The 21,139-nt window shown below is 59.9% G+C and carries 17 protein-coding genes; 7 read left to right on the top strand and 10 right to left on the bottom strand.

Annotated features, from left to right (window positions below):
• Positions 1–92 precede the first annotated feature (92 nt).
• Positions 93–434, bottom strand: coding sequence for a hypothetical protein (locus ACP7D9_RS02140; RefSeq protein WP_426155390.1), 342 nt, complete (start codon positions 432–434; stop codon positions 93–95).
• 104 nt (positions 435–538) lie between these two features.
• On the bottom strand, positions 539–889 hold the full coding sequence (locus tag ACP7D9_RS02135) for a hypothetical protein (RefSeq protein ID WP_426155388.1): 351 nt from the start codon (positions 887–889) through the stop codon (positions 539–541).
• Positions 890–1,208: 319 nt separating this feature from the next.
• On the opposite strand from ACP7D9_RS02135, the gene ACP7D9_RS02130 reads away from it, so the two are divergent.
• The 5 genes from ACP7D9_RS02130 to ACP7D9_RS02110 all read left to right on the top strand — a co-directional run bounded on the left by ACP7D9_RS02130 (position 1,209) and on the right by ACP7D9_RS02110 (position 11,466).
• Entirely contained in the window at positions 1,209–4,793 is a 3,585-nt protein-coding gene (locus ACP7D9_RS02130; protein WP_426155386.1) for a toxin VasX, read from the top strand.
• A complete protein-coding gene (locus tag ACP7D9_RS02125) occupies positions 4,783–5,913 on the top strand; it encodes a hypothetical protein (protein ID WP_426155384.1) in 1,131 nt (376 codons plus the stop codon). Before ACP7D9_RS02130 ends, ACP7D9_RS02125 begins: the two co-directional genes overlap by 11 nt.
• A 77-nt stretch (positions 5,914–5,990) precedes the next feature.
• On the top strand, positions 5,991–7,235 hold the full coding sequence (locus tag ACP7D9_RS02120; RefSeq protein WP_426155382.1) for an exonuclease SbcCD subunit D C-terminal domain-containing protein: 1,245 nt from the start codon (positions 5,991–5,993) through the stop codon (positions 7,233–7,235).
• A complete protein-coding gene (locus ACP7D9_RS02115; RefSeq protein ID WP_426155380.1) occupies positions 7,232–10,873 on the top strand; it encodes an AAA family ATPase in 3,642 nt (1,213 codons plus the stop codon). The genes ACP7D9_RS02120 and ACP7D9_RS02115 overlap by 4 nt, the downstream gene beginning before the upstream one ends.
• Complete coding sequence (locus ACP7D9_RS02110) at positions 10,870–11,466, top strand: glutathione S-transferase (RefSeq protein ID WP_426155378.1); 597 nt, start codon at positions 10,870–10,872, stop codon at positions 11,464–11,466. The genes ACP7D9_RS02115 and ACP7D9_RS02110 overlap by 4 nt, the downstream gene beginning before the upstream one ends.
• Before the next feature lie 5 nt (positions 11,467–11,471).
• Here ACP7D9_RS02110 and ACP7D9_RS02105 read toward each other — a convergent pair whose 3' ends face one another.
• The 8 genes from ACP7D9_RS02105 to ACP7D9_RS02070 form a co-directional block, all read right to left on the bottom strand.
• Positions 11,472–11,729 (bottom strand): hypothetical protein, encoded by a 258-nt coding sequence (locus tag ACP7D9_RS02105; RefSeq protein WP_426155376.1) that lies wholly within the window; start codon positions 11,727–11,729, stop codon positions 11,472–11,474.
• On the bottom strand, positions 11,726–11,938 hold the full coding sequence (locus tag ACP7D9_RS02100; RefSeq protein WP_101155057.1) for a hypothetical protein: 213 nt from the start codon (positions 11,936–11,938) through the stop codon (positions 11,726–11,728). The genes ACP7D9_RS02105 and ACP7D9_RS02100 overlap by 4 nt, the downstream gene beginning before the upstream one ends.
• A gap of 257 nt (positions 11,939–12,195) precedes the next feature.
• Positions 12,196–12,375: a hypothetical protein gene (locus tag ACP7D9_RS02095; protein WP_016775003.1), complete on the bottom strand. Its 180-nt coding sequence runs from the start codon at positions 12,373–12,375 to the stop codon at positions 12,196–12,198.
• Positions 12,376–12,531: 156 nt separating this feature from the next.
• The gene (locus ACP7D9_RS02090; protein ID WP_426155373.1) at positions 12,532–13,707 is read right to left on the bottom strand and encodes a lactonase family protein; all 1,176 of its coding nucleotides are present in this window, start codon (positions 13,705–13,707) and stop codon (positions 12,532–12,534) included.
• Positions 13,694–14,005: a DUF5629 family protein gene (locus ACP7D9_RS02085; RefSeq protein ID WP_426155371.1), complete on the bottom strand. Its 312-nt coding sequence runs from the start codon at positions 14,003–14,005 to the stop codon at positions 13,694–13,696. Before ACP7D9_RS02085 ends, ACP7D9_RS02090 begins: the two co-directional genes overlap by 14 nt.
• A 163-nt stretch (positions 14,006–14,168) precedes the next feature.
• Entirely contained in the window at positions 14,169–15,749 is a 1,581-nt protein-coding gene (locus ACP7D9_RS02080) for an aldehyde dehydrogenase (NADP(+)) (protein ID WP_426155369.1), read from the bottom strand.
• Between the two features lie 9 nt (positions 15,750–15,758).
• Positions 15,759–16,751, bottom strand: a complete 993-nt coding sequence (gene araD1 / locus ACP7D9_RS02075) for an AraD1 family protein (RefSeq protein ID WP_426155367.1) — start codon at positions 16,749–16,751, stop codon at positions 15,759–15,761.
• Between the two features lie 69 nt (positions 16,752–16,820).
• Entirely contained in the window at positions 16,821–18,143 is a 1,323-nt protein-coding gene (locus ACP7D9_RS02070; protein ID WP_313004929.1) for an MFS transporter, read from the bottom strand.
• Positions 18,144–18,335: 192 nt separating this feature from the next.
• Here ACP7D9_RS02070 and ACP7D9_RS02065 point away from each other — a divergent pair, with 192 nt between their 5' ends.
• The gene (locus ACP7D9_RS02065; RefSeq protein WP_397504524.1) at positions 18,336–20,072 is read left to right on the top strand and encodes an IlvD/Edd family dehydratase; all 1,737 of its coding nucleotides are present in this window, start codon (positions 18,336–18,338) and stop codon (positions 20,070–20,072) included.
• A gap of 222 nt (positions 20,073–20,294) precedes the next feature.
• A complete protein-coding gene (locus ACP7D9_RS02060) occupies positions 20,295–21,014 on the top strand; it encodes a FadR/GntR family transcriptional regulator (RefSeq protein ID WP_024013185.1) in 720 nt (239 codons plus the stop codon).
• Positions 21,015–21,139: the final 125 nt, after the last annotated feature.

Genomic DNA, 21,139 nt, shown 5'->3' with positions numbered 1-21,139 from the left:
CCTTCGGCAGCGCCTGCCGATAGTGTGTAGGAGCTGCCGAAGGCTGCGATCTTTTGATTCTCATAAGTGCTGATTCCTGAGTACCGTTGAACCTAGGGCAGCTTGACCAGCACAATTTCATCGGAGCCCTTTGGCAACTCCAGCAAATACTTCCAGCTTTCAATAATTTTCTTCCACTCTTGCAAGCTGAATTTTCTTTCCGGCTGACCGATCCAGTCATCGTTTATGTTTATATCGACCTGTACACCACTCGCATCAATATTCAGGACAACATCATTTCCGCCTTCACAGACCGATAGCTGAGTGCCGTTCATTACTGACGTTAAAGACTCAAGCAGGCGATCACAATGCCCGGAGTATTGGGCAATTGCCTGAATCATTGAAAACCAGAACCTCTCCTCGCTTGGCCAAAAACTGTCGAACCACAAGCGCATTCTCACCGACCAGTTTCTGGTTGTCCCAAACAAGCTCACTCCATTTCAGAAACTTAACGCCAACGACCCTGTAGCGCTCATCAAAGTAAACGTGCACGCCTGAATCATCGTAAGTGTCGGTCGGTACATGAATTTTCGCGGCGCAGATTGATATATAAAGTGGTGATCAAGTCGTCGTCATCGTCAACGTAAAACCCCATATCCAACTCACCGACTTCTAATCCGTCATCGTCAATGACGGGGTCAAAACCGTGGTGACGAAACAAAGCCAACACGTCCGTGGATGTTTCGCCTACTAGCTTGTGGCCGCTCCAGGACACCGTACTTCTTTCGAAAAATTCTACCCCTTTAACCATGTCTCGCTCGTCGTAGTAGAGTGCCATGCTTGGCCGGACAGCGGCGCGGATGAGCGCAAAGAGTCGCTGGCGTCTCTGCAGAAGCGCATCAGTCGGCATGATATTGAGTGGCCGCTATTTTGGCATCAGTCAATGGAGTGATTGAACAATCGGTTTCGATAAGCGGTACAGCTCCTATCCTCGGGCAATGCGCCTGTTAAAGGCTCTGTTTGCCCTGCGTCGGTTTGCGAGCGCGGGTACGCCTTCAGGGTTACTCACAATTCATCCGAAGCATCCTCTGTAAGATTTCGGACGATCCCTTGTAGGTTTCATCCCGAGTGTTCGATTCCTACGCAAAACACAGAAAGATCTGACTGCTGTCGTTTTCCAGATGCACGCACATTTCTCTGTCACAAACAGACACAGGGAAATGTGCTCAATGATGCACTCCGCCGACCTTGCGGCAGCCGCCGCGTCCAAAGCCCCGATCATCGGCCCCGCCGCCTGCCCCTTGCGCAACACCCACGTGCAACTGCTGCCCCTCGCGTACGGCCTGGTGGAAAAACCCTTCGACCCCAGCACCGAACTCACGCTGCCGTACACCCTGACCGCGCGCCCGATGGGCATCCGCCGCCTGCGCGATGGCTGGCTGTACATCGTCGACAGCCTCAGCGGCGAGCTCTACGAATACCGCGTGCTTGAAGGCGTCGTCAGCGCATTGCTGCATCGCGGCAAAAGCGTCAGCGAGGATCAGCGCAGCGCCATTGAAGAACGTCCGGCGTTGATCTTTTCGCGCAAAAGCACCCTGTACGTGACCTTCGCCGACGTGCAGTTGAGCGCGGCGAAATGCCAACAGGTGCTGGACAGCGCGGAGGAACGCGATCACTTCATGCAGGCGGTCGATCTCGGCCCGGTGCATTGTCTGATCGGCGGCGAACATCTGCTCACCGTGGCCCAGGCCAAACAGTGGCTGACGGAAGTGGCCTGCACGGCGAAACCGGTGGTCGAAGCGGACGCCACGCGGATGCCGGTGGTGCAGGTCAGCGACGCGCCGGAGCACGAGCGTGAACCTTATCTGTGGGAGAATCCGCGACGTTTTCGCGAGGCGCATATCGGCGAATTTCTCGGCCGGGTGCGCGGGCCATATCAGGACGACACGCTGTTTCTGCTGGTCAACGACGACCTCGGGGTGATGCGCGATCTGGCTGATTATCAGGACCTGGTGGTCGGCTGGATCGAGCAGTGGAGCAACACCGACAACAACGAGCGCGACTATCTGCTGGCCAGTTACATCGAGTCGCTGAGCCAGCTCGGCGCTCAGGATTTCGACACCCTGGCCAAGGCCAGCGACGATCCGCGCGCTCAGGCATTGTTTGCTGAACTGGAGCAATTGCCCGAGCCGGATCGGGAAAATACCCGGCAGGCGCTGCTCGACTATTTGAACAAGGGTGGTGAGGTTGTCCCGACCGATACCCAGGCTCGACCTGAACTGCAGCAACAGCGCGAAAAGGCACTGGACGAGTCGCTGGCGCTGAACCGTTTCGACGGCGTCGCGCCTGATTTCACCGCACACGCTCGCGTCACCGCCGAGGCGGATCGACGCTTTTACACGCGCGAATATTTTGCTGAAGTGGCCCCGGCCGATTTCGTCGAGCGCCACCTCAGCACACTGGTCGATCTGGGCAAGGATCAGAACCGGCGCATGAAAGACGTGCTCGACGGCCCGCTGCTCAGCGGCAAGCGCGGCGTCAACGACCTGATCGACCGCCCGGCCATGGACGAAGTGCTGAACAGTCATCGCGACAATCTCGGACGTTGGAATCGCCTGCTCGAACGCATCACCGCCGATCGCGCGCAACTGCTGTGCGCCGGGCGTTTCCATCGCTCGGCGTGGTATTTCGATGGGCAAGTGCAGATCGATCAGGCGCTCGCCAGCGAATACGCCTGCCTCAAGGACATCGGCCGCAGCGACGCGGCCAATGAGCAAATGCTCGGTTACCTCGAGCAACACCCGCAACTGACCCGCCCGTTGTTTTACACCTTGCCGCTGCGCCTGCAGACCGAACACGCGGGGCAATATTCAACGCTGTTCAACGCCGGCATGGCGATGTTCAACAACCTGCCGGACTGGCTGACCAAGTTGCAGAGCATCGAGCAGCCGCAGCTGCCAGCACTGGACGACCTGCCCGCACACAGTCGCGTCTTGGCGGACGCGGTGCAAGACACCTACAGCCCGGCGCTGAACCTCGGCCTGAGCCGGGCGCTGGAAGGCTTTGATCTTGCTGGGGAGAAAATCCCCGAACTGGACGAACTGTTCCAGCGCCTGCCCAAAGCGCTGCGCCTACGCGTGCTCGACGCCGCGCGAACCAGCGGCGTGACCTTCACCGTGTCCACCCCGGCGGAACAATCGGCGCTGCAAACCAGCATCAAGGAAGTGCTGCGCGAACGCGACTACCTGAAAACCCTCAACCGCGAGCGCAACCAGCTCACCCACAACAAAAACCGCCAGGGCCACAAAACCGCCCGTGCGGTGGAATTGCAGGAAGAAATCGTCCGCGTGCGCACGCAATTGGCCTTGTTCGAAGGAAGGCTGGCGGCGGCGTTGAGCCCGATTGATGAGTTGCCTGATCGCTCGGCGCGACTGTCTGGCGCCACACCGGCGAAAGCGGGATTGACGGTGGTGTTTCCGCCGGCGCAGCAGGGGGAGTTACGTGGGTTGCTGGAAAATATTCGCGCTGGGGTGGGCGGTTTATCGGCGGGAAGTCTGGTGCGGACGGAGGGGATGGGGTTGTTGGTGGTATTGGTGCAGGTGGTGAATTTGCTGGGGGCTTTGCGTGAACTGCGCAGGCAAACAGCGAATAAACGGGTTTGGCAGCCATTCGCCAATGCGATTATCGCTACTGGGGCTGCAGGATTTACTGCTGCGCAAAGTCTTGTGGATACAGCCTTGAAAAACCGCAGTTCATTGCTGGCGACGAATCTTCAGCAAGCGGCGCTGAAAAACGTGCATGTGCAGTTGGGGAAACTGCATGTGGGATTAGGTTTTTTCACCTATTTGGCAGGGTTGGCATCGTCTGCGAACAGTCTTGTCACGCAGCGCAAAAATTGGGAGCAGGCGATTCGTAGTGGAAGCCATTCGGCGGGTAATGCAGCGGCACTGGGCACCTTGGGTTCCAGCGGAATGACAACCGTCAACGCATATGGTTTAGGTCACACCCTGTACGCAGGTTATACCGTGATTGTGGCGCCAAACGGTGCTGCACGAACTGCCGCGTGGGCCGCTGCGGGTACACGCCTTTCTACGGTGTTCTTCCGTTTTAACTTGGCGGGCGCGCTATTTACGGTCCTGGAGCTCAGCGGCAGTTGGTTGTATAGCCGCTTCAACCTCAGTGCCCACGATAAATGGCTGACAATCACACCATGGAGCAGGGATGGCGAGATGCGTGGTGACCACTCACTTGATGACTATCAAAGTTACCTGGCTTTTTTAATTCACGCGCCTTACGCGCAACTTGGGAAAAATCCGCATGACTACTGGCTGAAAGATCTGCTGATCAGAGCCAACTCCAGCGATATTCATCTGGTGCTACCTCGACTGACGCTGCATGACTTTTTGCCTCCGCTTGGCAGTGAACCAACCTGCCGGCTAGGTATCGGCGCACACCGCATTTCCACTCCGCTGCACAGTAGAGCAGTTCCACGGGAGCGGAGAGATGTCATCAGCAACGAAATTGTGAATAGCCTGCGCATCGTCAAGTCCAATTCGGAGGGACTCGTGCTCTGTCTTCAATACCCCACAAATCCCGACTCTAAATTCGTCCCGGCGAAAGAAGCACTGGAGTTGGCGGTGTGCATTCAAGCTATGAACAAAAAGGGTGAGTGGCAGTCACGAACCCGAGTAATCCATCTGGATCCTCGTGGAGACGGACACTACGCCGTAGTTGCACCTCAGTTTGTCAAAGAAAAGCCACCAGTTGTGAAGGTCGAAATCCAGCATCTGGAGCGAGCCGACCATGCGCAATAGCAACGACGAACAAACACCAAGAGTGGAATTTGAACCGCCGAAACAAGCGGGATTTATTGAACCGTTTCCGAGTGGAAAAATTACCTATCTCGCGCCCTTGCCATTACCAACACAAACGCCACCCTACGGGCCTCATATAGGGGTACTAAACAGTGTTTACTTGGACTTCGGGTTGGGACACCCGCAGGTATTTATGTGGCAGATGACTTTAGGAGGACCGTTCAGTGGCACATTCATGATCGCGTTTCTATATCCACTGGTGGGAGGCTTTATTGGACTCATGTATGGAGATAGCTGGGAGTTTATTAAGGAAATTATTGAGGGTGTTTTTCTTGCCCTTTACAAATTGGCGTTATTAACGGGTTTTGTGGCCTTGGGTATCGGCCTGGGCGTCTGGCACCACGTCCACAAAAAACGCCTCTCCCTCATCCCAACCCGCTTCAACCGCCAACGCCGCGAAGTCTGCTTCATGCCCGAAGGCGCCACCGAGCCGGTCTTTGTCCCATGGGAATCGCTGTCCGCGTGGATCATCGAAGCCAAAGGCGCCACCCAGTTCGGCATCCACCGCCAATACGGCATGGGCATCGGTTTCTACCAAGGTGAAACCCTCATTAGCCAGGAATTCCAATGCGCCGGCCTGGAGCTCGCGATCAGCCATTGGGAAGCGATTCGCGGTTACATGGAGTACGAAGTCAACGACCTCAAATCGATCCAGGATTTGCAGGACCTGCAAGGCCCGGACGACCCACCCCACGAAGGCCTGCATACATTCCACAATGCCCGCGCGCGGATGCATCAGGAGATCCATGAAGGCCGCCGCTCGCGGTTGTCGGGGTTCTTCTGTTACCTGTATCACGTCATGACGTTATGGACGATTCCCAACCGTTTGGTCGAATGGGAAATTCGTCGGCTGGAAAGAATCGGCAAGCAGGCGCTGCCGGAAGTCATGCGCGACTGGTCCGAGCCATTGCCGAAAGAGCAATGGGCCAAGCCCAGTGAAGAGTTGTTGCGACTGAGTGAACAAGTGCGGCAAATGCACAAGCGCTACCCGCATCGGTCGATTACCGAAATATTCGCCGCTGTCGGTGCAAGCAGACACACGACAAGGCAAGGGGCGTGATTTGCCAGTAAACTCCCCTCCTCTCGCCGCCCTTTGTTCCTCGCGGCCACCCTCTTGATCAAAATGCGGAGTCCACCTTGCGTCTGTTCCACACCTCCGACTGGCACCTTGGGCAAAACCTGCACGGCCAGGAGCGCGATTTCGAGCACGCGTGTTTTCTCGAATGGCTGCTGCGCCAGTTGCACCTGGCGCAGCCGGATGTGCTGCTGATTGCCGGCGATATCTTCGATACGGTCAATCCGCCGGTCAAAGCTCAGGAACGCCTCTACGACTTCATCGTCAGCGCTCACGAACAGCAGCCGTTGCTGACCATCGTCATGATCGCCGGCAACCATGATTCCGGCTCGCGGATCGAGCTGCCGGCGCCGTTGATGCGGCGTTTGCGCACTCACGCGTTGGGTCGGGTCTTGTGGCTTGATGACGGGCAACTGGATGCCGACCGGCTGCTGCTGCCGTTGCCGGATAAAACTGGTGAAATCGCCGCATGGTGCCTGGCGCTGCCGTTTTTGCGCCCGGCGGAAGTCACTGGCGCGCAACTGGGCGACAACTATCTGCGCGGCATCGGTCAGGTGCATGAATGGCTGATCGCGGCGGCGAATGCCAAGCGCCAGCCCGGGCAGGCGTTGATCGCTATCAGCCACGCGCACATGGCCGGGGGTTCGGTGTCGGAGGATTCCGAGCGCAGCCTGATCATCGGCAACGCCGAAGCCCTGCCCGCCAGCCTGTTCGGCGAAAGCATCAGCTACGTCGCCCTCGGCCATCTGCACAAGCCGCAGAAGGTCAACGGTGAGGAGCGCATTCGCTACAGCGGCTCGCCGATTCCGCTGTCATTTTCGGAGATCGGTTATCAGCACCAGATTCTCGATGTGGTCCTGGACGGTGAAACCCTGGTCAGCGTCGAGCCGAAGCTGATCCCGCGCTCGGTCAATCTGCAGCGCATCGGCCCGGCGCCGCTGGCCGAGATTCTGTTGCAACTGGCTGACCTGCCGAACATCGATCTGCTCGCCGAAACCCAGCGCCAGCCATGGCTCGAAGTGCGCGTGCGCCTCGATGAGCCGCAGCCGGATCTGCGTCATCAGGTGGAAACCGCACTGCAAGGCAAAGCCGTGCGCCTGGTGCGCATCGCTGCTGAATACGCCGGCAATCGCGGCGTCGATGGCAGCGATGACGGCACCGCGTTGATCGAACTCGACCAGCTCACCCCGCAGGAATTGTTCAGCCGCGCCTGGCTCGACAATTACGGCAGCGAGGTCGACGACCAGACGCTCAAGGACTTCGCCGAACTGCTGCAAGACGTGCAACTGGAGGGCGAGCAGCCATGAAAATTCTCGCCATTCGTTTGAAGAACCTGGCCTCGCTGGCCGGGCCGTTCGAGATCGACTTCACCGCCGAACCGCTGGCGAGCGCCGGTCTGTTCGCAATCACCGGCCCGACCGGCGCGGGCAAAAGCACCCTGCTCGATGCGTTGTGCCTTGCGCTGTTCGGCGCGGTGCCGCGCCTCAACAATACTGGCCGCGACGCCAAAGTCCCCGACGCCGATGGTGAAATCGCCACCGGCGACCCTCGTACGCTGTTGCGTCGTGGCACCGGCGAAGGCTATGCCGAAGTGGATTTCGTCGGCGTCGATGGCCGCCGCTATCGGGCGCGCTGGGAAGCCAATCGCGCGCGCGAGAAGGCTGGCGGCAAGCTGCAGGCCAGTCGGCAGAGCCTGCGCGACATCGATCAGGATCAACTGCTCGCCAGCCAGAAAGGCGAATACAAAACCCAGCTGGAAGCCGCGCTGGGCCTTAACTTTGAACAGTTCACCCGCGCCGTGCTGTTGGCGCAGAGTGAGTTCAGCGCGTTCCTCAAGGCTGACGATAACGATCGCAGTGAACTGCTGGAGAAACTCACCGACACCGCGCTGTATACGCGCCTCGGCCGCCGCGCCTTCGACAAGACCAAAGAGGCCCGCGAAGCGCACAAGTTGCTGCAGGATCAGGCGACCGGTGTGACGCCGCTGGCGCCGGAAGCCCGCGCCGAACTGGACGAACGCTTCAACACTGCGCAACAACAGATGAAAGCGCAACAGGCGCAGCTCAAACAGCTTGAGCAACAGCATGCCTGGCTGAAGGATTTGCGTCTGTTGCAGCAAGCGCAGCAAGCGGCCAGCGAACAACTGCAAACCGCGCAACAGCAATGGCAGGCACTGGCCGGCGAGCGGGTGAAACTGACGCGTCTGGAACAGCTTGGCCCGCAACGTCATCAGTTCGCGCGCAAGGCCGAGCTCGATGCGCTGCTGACGCCACTGGCGGCGCAGATTGCCGCACACACCCAACAACACGTAGCGCTGGACGAGCGGCAGACGCAACTGGCGCATGACCTCGACGCAGCGAAAGTCGCCCTGAGCGCAGCGCAACAATGGCAGAGCGAAAATGCGCCGTTGCTGCGTCAGGCATTCGAAGAGCAAAGCACCCTCGCTCGTCTGATCAAGGACACCGCCAGCAGCGCCGAAGCCCGGCAAGCGGCCGAGCAAGCGTTCAAGGATGGCCAGAACACGATTCAGGCTTTTCAGGAAAAGCAGACTGAAGTCGCTGAGCGTTTGCAGCGCATCGCCGCTGAGCTTGAGCAGCGTGCGCATCTGGCGCCCTTGAGCGATGCCTGGAGCGCCTATCGCGACCGTTTGCAACAGTTGATGCTGATCGGCAACCGCTTGAACAAGGGGCAGAGCGAACTGGCGTCCCTCGAGCAGAACGCCGCGCACAGCGCTGAGCAACTGGCCTCGCACAAACAGCAACTGGATGTGCTGTTCAAAGAGGCTGGCGCCGAGCCCGATGCGGTAGCCGAACAGATCGGCCTGCTCGGCACCTTGCTGCAGGACAACCGCAAACAGCTGCGCGCAATCGAAGACCTGTCGCGCCTGTGGGCCTCTCATCAGGATCTCGACAAGCGCAGCGCCGAGTTGCAACAACGCCAGCTCGACGCGCAGCAGCAACGCGAACGCCTGACCCAGGACGGCGTGAAAACCAAAGCCGAACTGACCGTCGCCGAGCAAACCCTCAACGTCACTCGCGAACTGCTTGAGCGGCAGCGGCTGGCGCGCAGTGCCAGTGTCGAAGAGTTGCGTGCACAGCTGCAGGACGCTCAGCCATGCCCGGTCTGCGGCAGCAACGAGCACCCGTATCATCAGCCCGAAGCGCTGCTGCAAAGCCTTGGCCGTCACGATGAAAGCGAACAGGCCAACGCCCAGCAAGTGGTCGATCAGCTCAAGGAAAAACTGATCGAACTGCGCGGCGAAGTCGGCGGCGTGATCGCGCAACAGAAAGAGCTGCTCCAGCAACAGGAACAACTCGCGGCGCAGCAACAGGCCCTGGCGCCGAGCCTGGAGGCGCATCCGCTGGCCGCGCAACTGTTCAATCAGGACGCCGACAAACGCGACGCCTGGCTCAGCCGCCAGAACGAGCAGTTGAACCAGAGCATCACTCAGGACGAACAGCGGCAAAGCGCCCTGCTCACCTTGCAGCAGGACGCGGCGCGTCTGTCGCAACAATTGCGTCAGGCCGAGGTTGCGCATCAGCAAGCGGCGCAACAGCTGAGTCATCAGCAGCATGAGCTCAACAGTGACCGTCAGCGCCTTGAAGAGGAACTCAGCGCGTTCGGCCCGCTGCTGCCCGCTGACACGCTCGAAGCCATGCGCCTGGAGCCGGCGGCAACGTTCATGCAACTGGATCGGCAGATCGCCGAGCGCTTGGCCCAGCTCGAGCAGCAAAAGGAAGAGCTGAGCGAACAGCAGCAACGCCAGCAAACGCTGGAGAAAGAACAGGATCGCCAGCAGCTGCGCACTCAGCAACTGCACAGCGCCGAGCAGCACTTCACGACATTGACCGGGCAACAGCAAAGCTGCCAGGAAAAACTCGCGCAGTTACTGGGCGAGCACAGCAGTGCAGAGCATTGGCAGCAGCAGCTCGAACACGCAGTGGAGCAGGCGCGCATCGCTGAAACCAGCACCGCTGAGGAGCTGCAAAGCGTGCGCACGCAGCTGGTGCAGATCGCCGCTGAGCTCAAGGCCCAACAGGAACGCCTGCAAGCACTGCAAGCTGAAGACCAGGCACTCGCCGACAAGATCGCCGAGTGGCGCGCCAGCCATCCGGAACTGGATGACGGCGGCCTCGAAGACTTGCTGCGCTTCGACGACGCGCAAGTCGCCGAACTGCGTCAAACCCTTCAGCACAACGAAAAAGCCATCGAACAGGCCCAGGTCTTGTTGCAGGAGCGCGATCAGCGGCTGCTCGATCACCAGACCCGGCAGGACGGCAATCCTGACGCCGAACAGCTCGACAGCGCCCTCGCCGAATTGCAAAACCAGTTCACCATCAGCGAACAGCAGTGCGCCGAACTGCGCGCCGAACAGGTGGAGGACCAGCGCCGGCAGAACGCCAATCAGGCATTGGCGCAGCAAATCGCCGACGCCTACGCCGAGTACCAGCGCTGGGCGCGGCTCAGTGCCTTGATCGGCTCGGCCACCGGCGATACCTTCCGCAAGATCGCCCAGGCCTACAACCTCGACCTGCTGGTACATCACGCCAACGCGCAGCTGCGCCAACTAGTCAAACGCTATCGCCTCAAACGCGGCGGCAGCATGCTCGGCCTGCTGGTGATGGACACGGAAATGGGCGACGAACTGCGCTCGGTGCATTCGTTGTCGGGCGGTGAGACGTTCCTGGTCTCGCTGGCGTTGGCACTGGGTCTGGCGTCGATGGCGTCGAGCACGCTGAAAATCGAATCGCTGTTTATCGATGAAGGCTTTGGCAGCCTCGATCCGGAATCACTGCAGCTGGCTATGGACGCGCTCGATGGCCTGCAGGCGCAGGGGCGCAAGGTGGCGGTGATTTCCCATGTGCAGGAAATGCACGAACGGATCCCGGTGCAGATTCAGGTGCGGCGCCAGGGCAATGGCTTGAGCACGCTGGAGGTGAAATGAACACGCTGTATTCGTTCCGACGCTGCCCCTACGCGATGCGTGCGCGAATGGCGCTGCGTTATGCGGGCGTGCCGCTGGAGATTGTCGAGGTCAGCCTGAAGGACAAACCGGCAGATATGCTGGCGCTCTCGCCCAAGGGCACGGTGCCGGTGCTGAATGCCGATGGCGTGGTGATTGATGAAAGTCTGCAGATCATGCGCTGGGCGTTGGCGCAGAACGATCCGGATGACTGGTTGCTGGCAGGCAACTCATTCGCCGCACTTTGGATGGAGAAACTGATTGAGGGTAATGATCAGATTTTCAAATCGGCTTTGAATCGCTACAAGTACGCCGAGCGTTACCCTGAGCAGCCAATGGAAGCTTATCGGGCTGAAGGTGCGTTATTTCTGCAGAAACTGGATGAACTGCTTGCAGGTCGTGACTACTTGCTGGCCGATCATCCGAGCCTCGCCGACATCGCCCTGCTGCCCTTTGTGCGGCAGTTCGCTCACGTCGATCGCGAGTGGTTTGCGCAGACGCCTTATGTCCGCTTGCAGGCTTGGTTGCAGCGGCTGCTGGAGTCCGAACTGTTCATCTCGATCATGAAGAAGTAACCGGCTCATGCCAGTGCTTGGCACATGCCCAGTGCCATGCAATCCACTTCAAACGGCCCCAAAAAATCCACCGCGACCTTGACGGGTGGATTACCCGCCATCAGCCCCAGCGTGTTGGCGCGTTCAATATTGTGCGCAATGTTGTGATTGGCCTCTATGGCCCGTGCGAGGCCGCCCACCGAGCCTTGACCAAAACCGAGCAATGAGGCGCCGTTGGTCATCAACGCGAGGCTGGCGACGACCCAGAGTCTGTAGCCTTTCATGCGCCGCCGACTCCTGCCAGTTCAGACCTGTCGACCATCGCGCTTTGCGAGCGCAGTTCGAACTGGATGCCAGGGTGGGCGACGTCGATCGGGGCGTCGAAGCTGTGTTCCATCTGCGCGCCGATGCTGACGAACAGCACCACGGCCAGGTACAGACCGATGGCCAGATAGGCGCCGCGTTTGGCGGAAGTGAGGATTGCGCTGGCCATGGTGTTCTCCGTGGGCAAAGGTTTCGATGGCCACAGAATCAGTCAAAAAAGCCGGGGCAACCACTCAGGGTTTGCAATGGTGGATATCAGCTTCGTTGATTATTTACCGGCTCTATTCCTTCGCTTGAAGAAACCTATAACCGAATGCCACGCACACGCGTAGGAGCTGCCGAAGGCTGCGATCTCTTGATTTTGCTTTTGAAAAACAAGATCAAGAGATCGCAGCCTTCGGCAGCTCCTACAAGGAGACGAGCATTTCAAGCTTGGGTTTTGTGATCCAGCGCGGCGTAGAAGTTGGCGCTTTGTTGCAGGTATTTCTGGGTGTAGCTCTGGGTGTGGGATTTTTTGCTGGCGATTTCGACGTTGGCGCCGGCTGGCAATACCACGGTGGCAGAAATGGCGGAAGCGGCGATGACTGAGAAGAGATTGAAGTTCATGGCGGTAACCCTCGTGTTCGTTTGCTTGGTTTGCCCGGTCGGGCTGTGAAACAAACGTACCGCTCGAGGGTTACTCGCTTGAAATCTTTTGTAGCATTAGCCGATATCAGTGCAATTAATACACCGATGCAGGCCCCATGAACCGGGGCCTGCGGCTTATTGTCGCACTAGAAACTTCAAGTCGCTTGGCGCGTCGATCGGCAGTTTTTGCACGGTTTTGCCAAGCAGACCGGTCTTGGCATCGCGCTCGACGACGACAATCTGGTTGCTCTTCTGGTTAGCGATCAAGACGAATTTACCGCTCGGATCGAGGGCAAACTCGCGCGGGTGATCACCCTCGACCGAGCGCTTTTGCAGCTCTTTGAGCTGACCGGTCGCCGGATCAATGCCGAACACTACGAGCTGATTGGCCGTGCCGCGATTACTCACGTACAGAAACTTGCCGTCAGCCGAGGCATGCAGCGCCGCGCCGGCCTTGTCGGAAGTTGGCTGGCCCGCTGCCAGATCGACCAGTTGCGTCTGGGTCAGCACGCCGTCGTTGTAGTCGAACACCGCGACCTGTGCGCTCATTTCCATGGTCAGCCAGGCATGTTTGCCGTCAGCGCTGAACAGTAGATGACGTGGGCCACTGCCGGCTGGCATAGACACGGAGGCGGTTTTGGCCGGGGTCAACGGCAAGTGGGGGTTGGCCTTCGGGTCGTATTGGTAAATGAAAACCTTGTCCGCGCCCAGGTCATTGGAGAACACATAGCGCCCGTCCGGCGACGACACCGTCGAGTGCACGTGATTCGAGGCCTGACGCTCAGCGTTGACCCGACTGGCCGGATGCCCGCTCATCTGCACTACCGGTTTCAGCTGGCCGTCGGCATCGACCGGCAATACCGCCAGGGTGCCGCCTGGATCTTCCATTACCGAGTAGTTACTGACGAACAGGTGTTTGGCATCAGCGCTAAGGCTGGAATGGGTAGGCTCGTTGCCCAGGCTCTGCACTTGGTTGATCAGGCTCAGGGCATGGGTTTTCGGGTCGATAGCGTAGCTGCTGACACGGCCGACCGGATCAGTCTGGCCCGGGCCGTTTTCGTTGACCACGAACAGGCGTTTCTGATCTTTCGAAAGGGTCAGCCACGACGGGTTTTCAGTCTTGACCACCTGCAGCGGCTTGGCGTCGATCTGGCCGGTGGCGCTGTCGAACTGCATGCGGTAGATGCCCTGGCTGGAACCGGCAGTGTAGGAGCCGACCAGCAACTGGAGGGTTTCGGCAGAGGCGCTGGAAAGCCCCATCGCACCGACGCTGCCGGCCATCAGCAATGGCCAGAAGTTACGCACTTTCATCAGTTTCTTCCTCATCGTCGCTGCTGCTGACCACATCGCCGAGACACACCAGACGATGCTCGCCCGTGGTCTTGGTGTCGCTGGCGTAACCGACGACCAGCCAGCTCTGCAGCGTCTCATCGAACGTCGCTGCCGCGACCTGCGCCGGGGTGAATTCCCAGTGCTTGGCTTCACGGCCATCAATGCATTCGATGTGCAGGTTATCGTCCTCGTCGAGGGCGAATTCGAAGGCGTGCAGGCCGTCGATTTCGACCATACCGCAGTGTTCGAGGGCGTTGAGAAGGGTTTGGGCAGTCATGGCAAACAGTCTTTCTTTGGGGGGAAAGGGCCAATGATAGCTCATGGCGCCCTGCCCCTTGTGTAGGAGCTGCCGAAGGCTGCGATCTTTTGATTTTGCTTTTAACAACAAGATCAAAAGATCGCAGCCTTCGGCAGCTCCTACACAGGGATTGCGGTGCTGGCTAGATCGCGTCACGCGATGGCTTGCCATCCACCAAACGCTGAATCCGCAGCGGGTTGGCGTTTTTCAGCGGCTCGGGCAGCAAGCTGTCCGGGTAATTCTGGAAGCACACCGGGCGCAGGAAGCGATCGATCGCCAGGGTGCCCACCGACGTGCCACGGGCATCGGATGTCGCCGGGTATGGCCCGCCGTGCACCATCGAATCGCACACTTCGACACCGGTCGGATAGCCGTTGAGCAGAATACGCCCGACCTTCTGTTCCAGCAGCGGCGTCAGTTCGGCGAACTGCTCGAAGTCAGCCGGCTCACCGATGATCGTCGCCGTCAGTTGACCGTGCAGGCCATGAAGCGCCGCGCTGAGCTGTGCCTGATCGGCTACTTCAACGATCACTGTGGTCGGGCCGAACACTTCGTCCTGCAGCACTTCGTCACCGTTGATCAACAGGCTGACATCGGCCTTGAACAACTGCGGCTGCGCCTGATTGCCCTGCTGCGGATTACCGGCCAGATGCTGGATGCCGCTGTGCGCCAGAAGTTTTTCCAGGCCTTTGCCATAGCTGCCGAGGGTGCCGGCGTTGAGCATGGTTTGCGCCGGTTGATCACCGATTGCAGCAGCAACTTGTTGGACAAACGCGCTGAACTGCGGCGAGCGGATACCGATCACCAGACCCGGGTTGGTGCAGAATTGACCGCAACCCTGCACCACCGAGGCGGTGAGATCGCGCGCGACGGTTTCCGAACGCGTGGCGAGTGCCTGCGGCAGAACAATCACCGGGTTGATGCTCGACATCTCGGCAAACACCGGGATCGGTTGCGGACGTGCGGCAGCCATGTCGCACAGCGCGCGACCACCCTTCAGCGAGCCGGTGAAACCAACCGCCTGAATTGCCGGATGCTTGACCAGCCATTCACCGACGCCGCCCCCGTAGATCATGTTGAACACGCCGGCGGGCATGGCGGTTTTTTCCGCCGCACGAATGATCGCGTCGGCGACCAGCTCAGCGGTGGCCATATGGCCGCTGTGGGCCTTGAACACTACCGGGCAACCGGCGGCCAGCGCTGCTGCGGTATCGCCACCGGCAGTGGAGAACGCCAGCGGGAAGTTGCTCGCGCCAAACACCGCGACCGGGCCGAGGCCGATGCGGTACTGACGCAGATCGGGCCGTGGCAATGGCTGGCGATCCGGCAATGCCAGATCGATGCGCGCGCCGTAGAAATCACCGCGACGCAGGACTTTGGCGAACAGGCGCATCTGGCCGCTGGTGCGTCCGCGCTCGCCCTGAATGCGACCGGCCGGCAGTGCGGTTTCGCGGCAGACCACAGCAACGAAATCGTCGCCAAGCGCATCAAGCTCATCCGCGACCGCGTCGAGAAATTGCGCGCGGCGTTCGGCGCTGAGGCTGCGATACGTTGGGTAAGCCGCAGCGGCGGCTTTGGCGGCGGCGTCGACTTCTTCGGCCGTGGCCTGCATGAAATCGTGCGGCAGCGCCTCGCCGCTACTGGCGTCGACTGAGTGCAATTTGACGGTGCCGGCGGCGCTGCGCTGACCGCCGATGTAGTTGTGACCGAGAATCTGAGTCATGGGATCTCCTTAAAGGGTGCCAATGCTGTCCGGTTCAAAAGCCGCTTTGACCGGTGCGATGCCGTTGACCAGCGGAGCGCCGAAGTCGGCTTGGCTGATCTCGAACGTGTCGCCCGGCTGGGTGCGGATGCCGTCGGCAAACGACAGGGTCGCGGTGCCGAAAAAATGGATGTGCACGTCGCCCGGACGCAGGAACTGACTGTATTTGAAGTGGTGGTATTCGAGGTTCGCCAGGCTGTGGCACATGTTGGCCTCGCCGCTGAGAAACTCGTTCTGCCAGAGCACTTCGCCGTCACGCAGGATTCGGCTGGTGCCGGCAAGGTGTTGAGGCAATTCACCGGTGCGAAGTTCCGGACCATAACTGCAACTGCGCAATTTGGAGTGCGCCAGGTACAGGTAATTCTTGCGTTCCATCACGTGGTCGGAGAACTCGTTGCCCACCGCGAAACCGAGGCGATAGGGCTTGCCGTCGTTGCCGATGACGTACAGGCCGGCCATCTCCGGCTCTTCGCCGGCGTCTTCGGCAAACGGCGGCAGCGGGAACGGCTGCCCCGGACGCACGACGATGCTACCGTCGCCCTTGTAGAACCACTCCGGTTGCACACCGGCCTGCCCCGCCGCCGGTTTGCCGCCCTCCACGCCCCATTTGAAAATGCGCATGGTGTCGGTCATTGCCGCTTCATCGCCGGCCTGCTGGTGCATCTTGTCGCGGGCCGAAGCGCTGCCCAGGTGAGTCAGGCCGGTACCGCTGACCAGCATGTGCGCCGGGTCCGGGTGATCGAGTGGCGGCAGGATGCGCAGGTCTTTGAGCAATTGCGCGTAGTCGTGATCGGCGCCGAGGCCGAGGCGCTGCACTTGCTGCTCAAGCGAGCCGCCGGCTTCGATTGCGGCCAGGGCCAGATCGCGGACACTGCCGGCGTCCTGCACTTCGCGAACCTGACCGTTGTCGACCATGCCGACACGGCGCTCGCCGTTGGGTAATTCGAATTGCACCAGATGCATATGTCCTCTCCTTTAAGCACAAACTTGAAAATGACGCGGGCCCACATAGGTTTTGTGGAGTCCTGCAGTTCAGGTGCGGGTCGCGCCACGGGCACTCGCGGCGAACTGGTCGACGGGCAACACGTGTTTGCGTTCCAGCACGCGGTAGACGATGCCGGTCAGAATCAGCCCGAAGACCATCACGCCCGAGAGGAAGTACAGCCCCGAAGCCAGATTGCCGGTGTACTCCTTCAACGCGCCAATCACGAACGGGCCGATGTAACCGCCCAGGTTGCCGACCGAGTTGATCAAGGCAATCCCCGCCGCCGCACTGGCACCGGCAAAGAAACGTCCGGGCAAGGTCCAGAACACCGCCGTGCACGAAAACAACGCGAACGCCACCAGACACAGCGCCGCCAGTTGCGCTACCGGCAAGGACAGCCAGGCACTGAGGAACAAGCCGATTGCGCCGAGCACATAAAGGACGGCGAGATGGCCGTAGCGATCATTCAAACGATCGGAGCTACGCGGAATGATCAGCAGGCCGATGATGCCGAAAATGTATGGCACCGAAGAAACGAACCCGGTCACCAGGTCGCTGCCACCGAACTGTTTGATCAGCGTCGGCAGCCACAGGCCGAGGCCGTAAATGCTCAGGGTCACTGGCAGATAGAACAGCGCCAGCAGTAACACGCGCTTGTCCTTCAGTGCGTGCAACGGATTGCCGTGACGGGTCTGGCCGTACTCCTGCAGATCCTTTTTCAGCTCGCCGGTCAGCCAGTCCTTTTCCGCCTGATCCATCCACTTCACCTGCTGCGGGCCGTCTGGCAGCCAGCGCAGCACCGGCCAGGTCAGCAGGATCGCCGGGGTGCCGATGACAATAAACAGCCACTGCCAGCCGTGCAGGCCAAGGATGCCGTCCATGCCGAGCAAACCGCCGGACACGGGTCCGGTGATCATCATCGCGATCGGTTGCGACAGGATGAACAGCCCCAGAATCTTGCCGCGATGGCGCACCGGGAACCATTGGGTGATGTAGTACAGCACGCCTGGGAAGAAGCCCGCTTCGGCCGCGCCGAGCAGAAAGCGCATCACATAGAAGCTGTGCGGCCCTTGCACAAAGGCCATGCCGATGGTGATTGCGCCCCAGGTGATCATGATCCGGGCGAACCAGCGCCGCGCGCCGAAGCGTTCGAGCATCAGGTTGCTGGGGATTTCGAGCAGGAAGTAACCAATGAAGAACAGCCCGGCACCCAGGCCATAGGCCGCGTCGCCAATGCCGATGTCGGCGCCCATGTGCAGCTTGGCGAAGCCAACGGCGGAGCGATCCACATAGGCGATCAGGTACAGCAGGATCAGGAAGGGAATCAGTTTCAGTGTGATGCGCCGGATAAGCCGCAATTCCTGGCTCATGAGATCGGTCTCCGATTGTTGTTTTTATAGAACCTCGGGGGACGCCTCTCGCTAAAACAGCCAGGGCCATCCCTCCGTCGAAAACGACTATATAGTAATACTAATTACCCAACAACACTTCCAATGCGCGGATTTTGAGCTTAGATTAAGCGTCACCTCGCAAACAATAGTCTTACAATAAGAGAAACGATCATGTCTGATAAGAAACCCACCCTGCGCTCCGCCCAATGGTTTGGCACGGCCGACAAGAACGGCTTCATGTACCGCAGCTGGATGAAGAATCAGGGCATCGCCGACCACCAGTTTCACGGCAAGCCGATCATCGGCATCTGCAACACCTGGTCCGAGCTGACGCCGTGCAACGCGCACTTCCGCCAGATCGCGGAGCACGTCAAACGCGGGGTGATCGAGGCCGGTGGTTTTCCGGTGGAGTTTCCGGTGTTCTCCAACGGCGAATCGAACCTGCGCCCGACCGCCATGCTCACCCGTAACCTGGCGAGCATGGACGTTGAGGAAGCGATTCGCGGCAACCCGATCGACGGCGTGGTGCTGCTCACCGGTTGCGATAAAACCACCCCGGCGTTGCTGATGGGCGCGGCCAGTTGCGACGTGCCGGCCATCGTGGTCACTGGCGGGCCGATGCTCAACGGCAAGCACAAGGGCAAGGACATCGGTTCTGGCACCGTGGTCTGGCAGCTCAGCGAACAGGTCAAGGCCGGCACCATCACCATCGACGATTTCCTCGCGGCCGAAGGCGGCATGTCGCGCTCGGCGGGCACCTGCAACACCATGGGCACCGCCTCAACCATGGCCTGCATGGCTGAAGCACTCGGCACTTCGCTGCCACACAACGCAGCGATCCCGGCAGTGGATGCGCGCCGTTACGTGCTGGCGCACATGTCTGGCATGCGTGCGGTGGAGATGGTTCGCGAAGACCTGAAACTGTCGAAGATCCTCACCAAGGAAGCCTTCGAGAACGCCATTCGCGTCAATGCTGCGATCGGCGGTTCGACCAACGCCGTAATTCACTTGAAAGCCATTGCCGGGCGCATCGGCGTCGAACTCGATCTGGACGACTGGACGCGCATCGGTCGCGGCATGCCGACCATCGTCGACCTGCAGCCGTCCGGGCGCTTCCTGATGGAAGAGTTTTATTACGCCGGTGGCTTGCCTGCGGTACTGCGTCGCCTCGGCGAAGCCAATCTGATTCCCAATCCGAATGCCTTGACGGTCAACGGCAAATCGATCGGCGAGAACACCAAGGACGCGCCGATCTACGGCGAAGACCAAGTGATCCGCACCCTCGACAATCCGATTCGCGCTGACGGCGGCATCTGCGTGCTGCGCGGCAATCTCGCGCCGCTGGGGGCAGTACTCAAGCCGTCCGCTGCTAGCGCTGAACTGATGCAGCATCGCGGTCGCGCCGTGGTGTTCGAGAACTTCGACATGTACAAGGCGCGGATCAACGATCCGGAGCTGGACGTCGATAAGGATTCGATTCTGGTGATGAAAAACTGCGGGCCGAAGGGTTATCCGGGCATGGCCGAGGTCGGCAACATGGGCCTGCCGGCCAAGCTGTTGGCAGAAGGCGTGACCGACATGGTGCGCATTTCTGACGCACGCATGAGCGGCACCGCGTACGGCACGGTGGTTTTGCACGTTGCGCCGGAAGCGGCAGCGGGCGGGCCTTTGGCGGCAGTAAAGGAAGGCGACTGGATCGAACTCGATTGCGCCAGCGGCCGTTTGCATCTGGACATTCCGGACGTGGAACTGGCCGCTCGCATGGCCGATCTGCAAGCGCCGCAGCAATTGCTGGTGGGTGGCTATCGTCAGTTGTACATCGACCACGTACTGCAAGCGGATCAGGGTTGCGACTTTGACTTCCTCGTCGGTTGCCGTGGTGCCGAGGTTCCGCGTCACTCTCATTAGGAGCAAAAGATCGCAGCCTGCGGCAGCTCCTACACGGGAATGCAAATCCGTGTGGGAGCGGGCTTGCTCGCGAAGGCGGCGGCACATTCAACAGTAATGTTGTTTGACTCACCGCTTTCGCGAGCAAGCCCGCTCCCACAGTTGTTCTATACCCGACTCAAGATTGTCCGGTGCCTGCTATGATGCGCGGCATCTCCATCGCTCAGGATCGCGCCGCTCCCCATGGATTACCGCAAACCCTCCGACCGTAAAAGCATGCATTCGCGCATCGTCCAGGAACTGGGCATGCAGATCGTCTCCGGACGCTTTTTGCCCGACGACAAACTGCCCGCCGAAGCCCTGCTGTGCGAGGAGTACGCGGTCAGTCGGCCGGTGTTGCGCGAGGCCACGCGAGTGTTGGTGGCCAAGGGTCTGGTGTATTCCAAACCGCGCGTGGGCACAGTGGTCAAGGCCCGGCGCGAATGGCACATGCTCGACCCGGACGTGCTGCACTGGCTGATGCAGAGCAGCCCACAGAATGAATTCTTTAACGTGCTGACCAGCGTACGCAGCATCATCGAACCCGCCGCAGCCGCCCTCGCCGCTCAGCATGCGACCGATGCCGACATCGCTGCGATCAACGAAGCCTACCAACGCATGGAAGCCGCACCGACGCCGGAAGCCTTGTTGCAGCCGGACCTGGATTTCCACAGCCGCATTGCCGATGCGACGCACAATGACCTGCTGGCGAACCTGTGCAACATGCTGGCGGTGGCGATTGCCGAGGCGTTGAAGCATTCCAATCAGCGACCGAATCTGCATGAGCTGGCGTTGCCGCGGCACAAGGCAATTTTGACCGCCATCGAGAACCGTGATGCCTTGGGTGCCCGGCATGCGACGTTGGTGCAGCTGGATGATGCGCGCAGTGCATTGAGTGTGGTGCTGGGCGCCGAGCTTTCCTGACACAGCGAAAATTCCCTGTGGGAGCGGGCTTGCTCGCGAATGCGGTGTGTCAGTCAAAGCATTCTTTACTGACCCACTGCATTCGCGAGCAAGCCCGCTCCCACATTTGGACTGAGTGAAATTCA

It is taken from the genome of Pseudomonas sp. TSRC2-2 (assembly GCF_049897785.1).
Taxonomy (GTDB): Bacteria; Pseudomonadota; Gammaproteobacteria; order Pseudomonadales; family Pseudomonadaceae; genus Aquipseudomonas.
This window is presented reverse-complemented; position numbering and strand designations above follow the sequence as displayed.

What these genes read in the sequence shown, in the direction of transcription:
- ACP7D9_RS02070 (WP_313004929.1), bottom strand. Translation starts at nt 18,143, where the DNA reads ATGAGCCAGGAATTGCGGCTTATCCGGCGCATCACACTGAAACTGATT.
- ACP7D9_RS02060 (WP_024013185.1), top strand. Translation starts at nt 20,295, where the DNA reads ATGGATTACCGCAAACCCTCCGACCGTAAAAGCATGCATTCGCGCATC.
- ACP7D9_RS02080 (WP_426155369.1), bottom strand. Translation starts at nt 15,749, where the DNA reads ATGACTCAGATTCTCGGTCACAACTACATCGGCGGTCAGCGCAGCGCC.
- araD1 (WP_426155367.1), bottom strand. Translation starts at nt 16,751, where the DNA reads ATGCATCTGGTGCAATTCGAATTACCCAACGGCGAGCGCCGTGTCGGC.
- ACP7D9_RS02135 (WP_426155388.1), bottom strand. Translation starts at nt 889, where the DNA reads ATGCCGACTGATGCGCTTCTGCAGAGACGCCAGCGACTCTTTGCGCTC.
- ACP7D9_RS02095 (WP_016775003.1), bottom strand. Translation starts at nt 12,375, where the DNA reads ATGAACTTCAATCTCTTCTCAGTCATCGCCGCTTCCGCCATTTCTGCC.
- ACP7D9_RS02130 (WP_426155386.1), top strand. Translation starts at nt 1,209, where the DNA reads ATGATGCACTCCGCCGACCTTGCGGCAGCCGCCGCGTCCAAAGCCCCG.
- ACP7D9_RS02065 (WP_397504524.1), top strand. Translation starts at nt 18,336, where the DNA reads ATGTCTGATAAGAAACCCACCCTGCGCTCCGCCCAATGGTTTGGCACG.
- ACP7D9_RS02100 (WP_101155057.1), bottom strand. Translation starts at nt 11,938, where the DNA reads ATGGCCAGCGCAATCCTCACTTCCGCCAAACGCGGCGCCTATCTGGCC.
- ACP7D9_RS02090 (WP_426155373.1), bottom strand. Translation starts at nt 13,707, where the DNA reads ATGAAAGTGCGTAACTTCTGGCCATTGCTGATGGCCGGCAGCGTCGGT.
- ACP7D9_RS02110 (WP_426155378.1), top strand. Translation starts at nt 10,870, where the DNA reads ATGAACACGCTGTATTCGTTCCGACGCTGCCCCTACGCGATGCGTGCG.
- ACP7D9_RS02105 (WP_426155376.1), bottom strand. Translation starts at nt 11,729, where the DNA reads ATGAAAGGCTACAGACTCTGGGTCGTCGCCAGCCTCGCGTTGATGACC.
- ACP7D9_RS02125 (WP_426155384.1), top strand. Translation starts at nt 4,783, where the DNA reads ATGCGCAATAGCAACGACGAACAAACACCAAGAGTGGAATTTGAACCG.
- ACP7D9_RS02140 (WP_426155390.1), bottom strand. Translation starts at nt 434, where the DNA reads ATGCGCTTGTGGTTCGACAGTTTTTGGCCAAGCGAGGAGAGGTTCTGG.
- ACP7D9_RS02115 (WP_426155380.1), top strand. Translation starts at nt 7,232, where the DNA reads ATGAAAATTCTCGCCATTCGTTTGAAGAACCTGGCCTCGCTGGCCGGG.
- ACP7D9_RS02085 (WP_426155371.1), bottom strand. Translation starts at nt 14,005, where the DNA reads ATGACTGCCCAAACCCTTCTCAACGCCCTCGAACACTGCGGTATGGTC.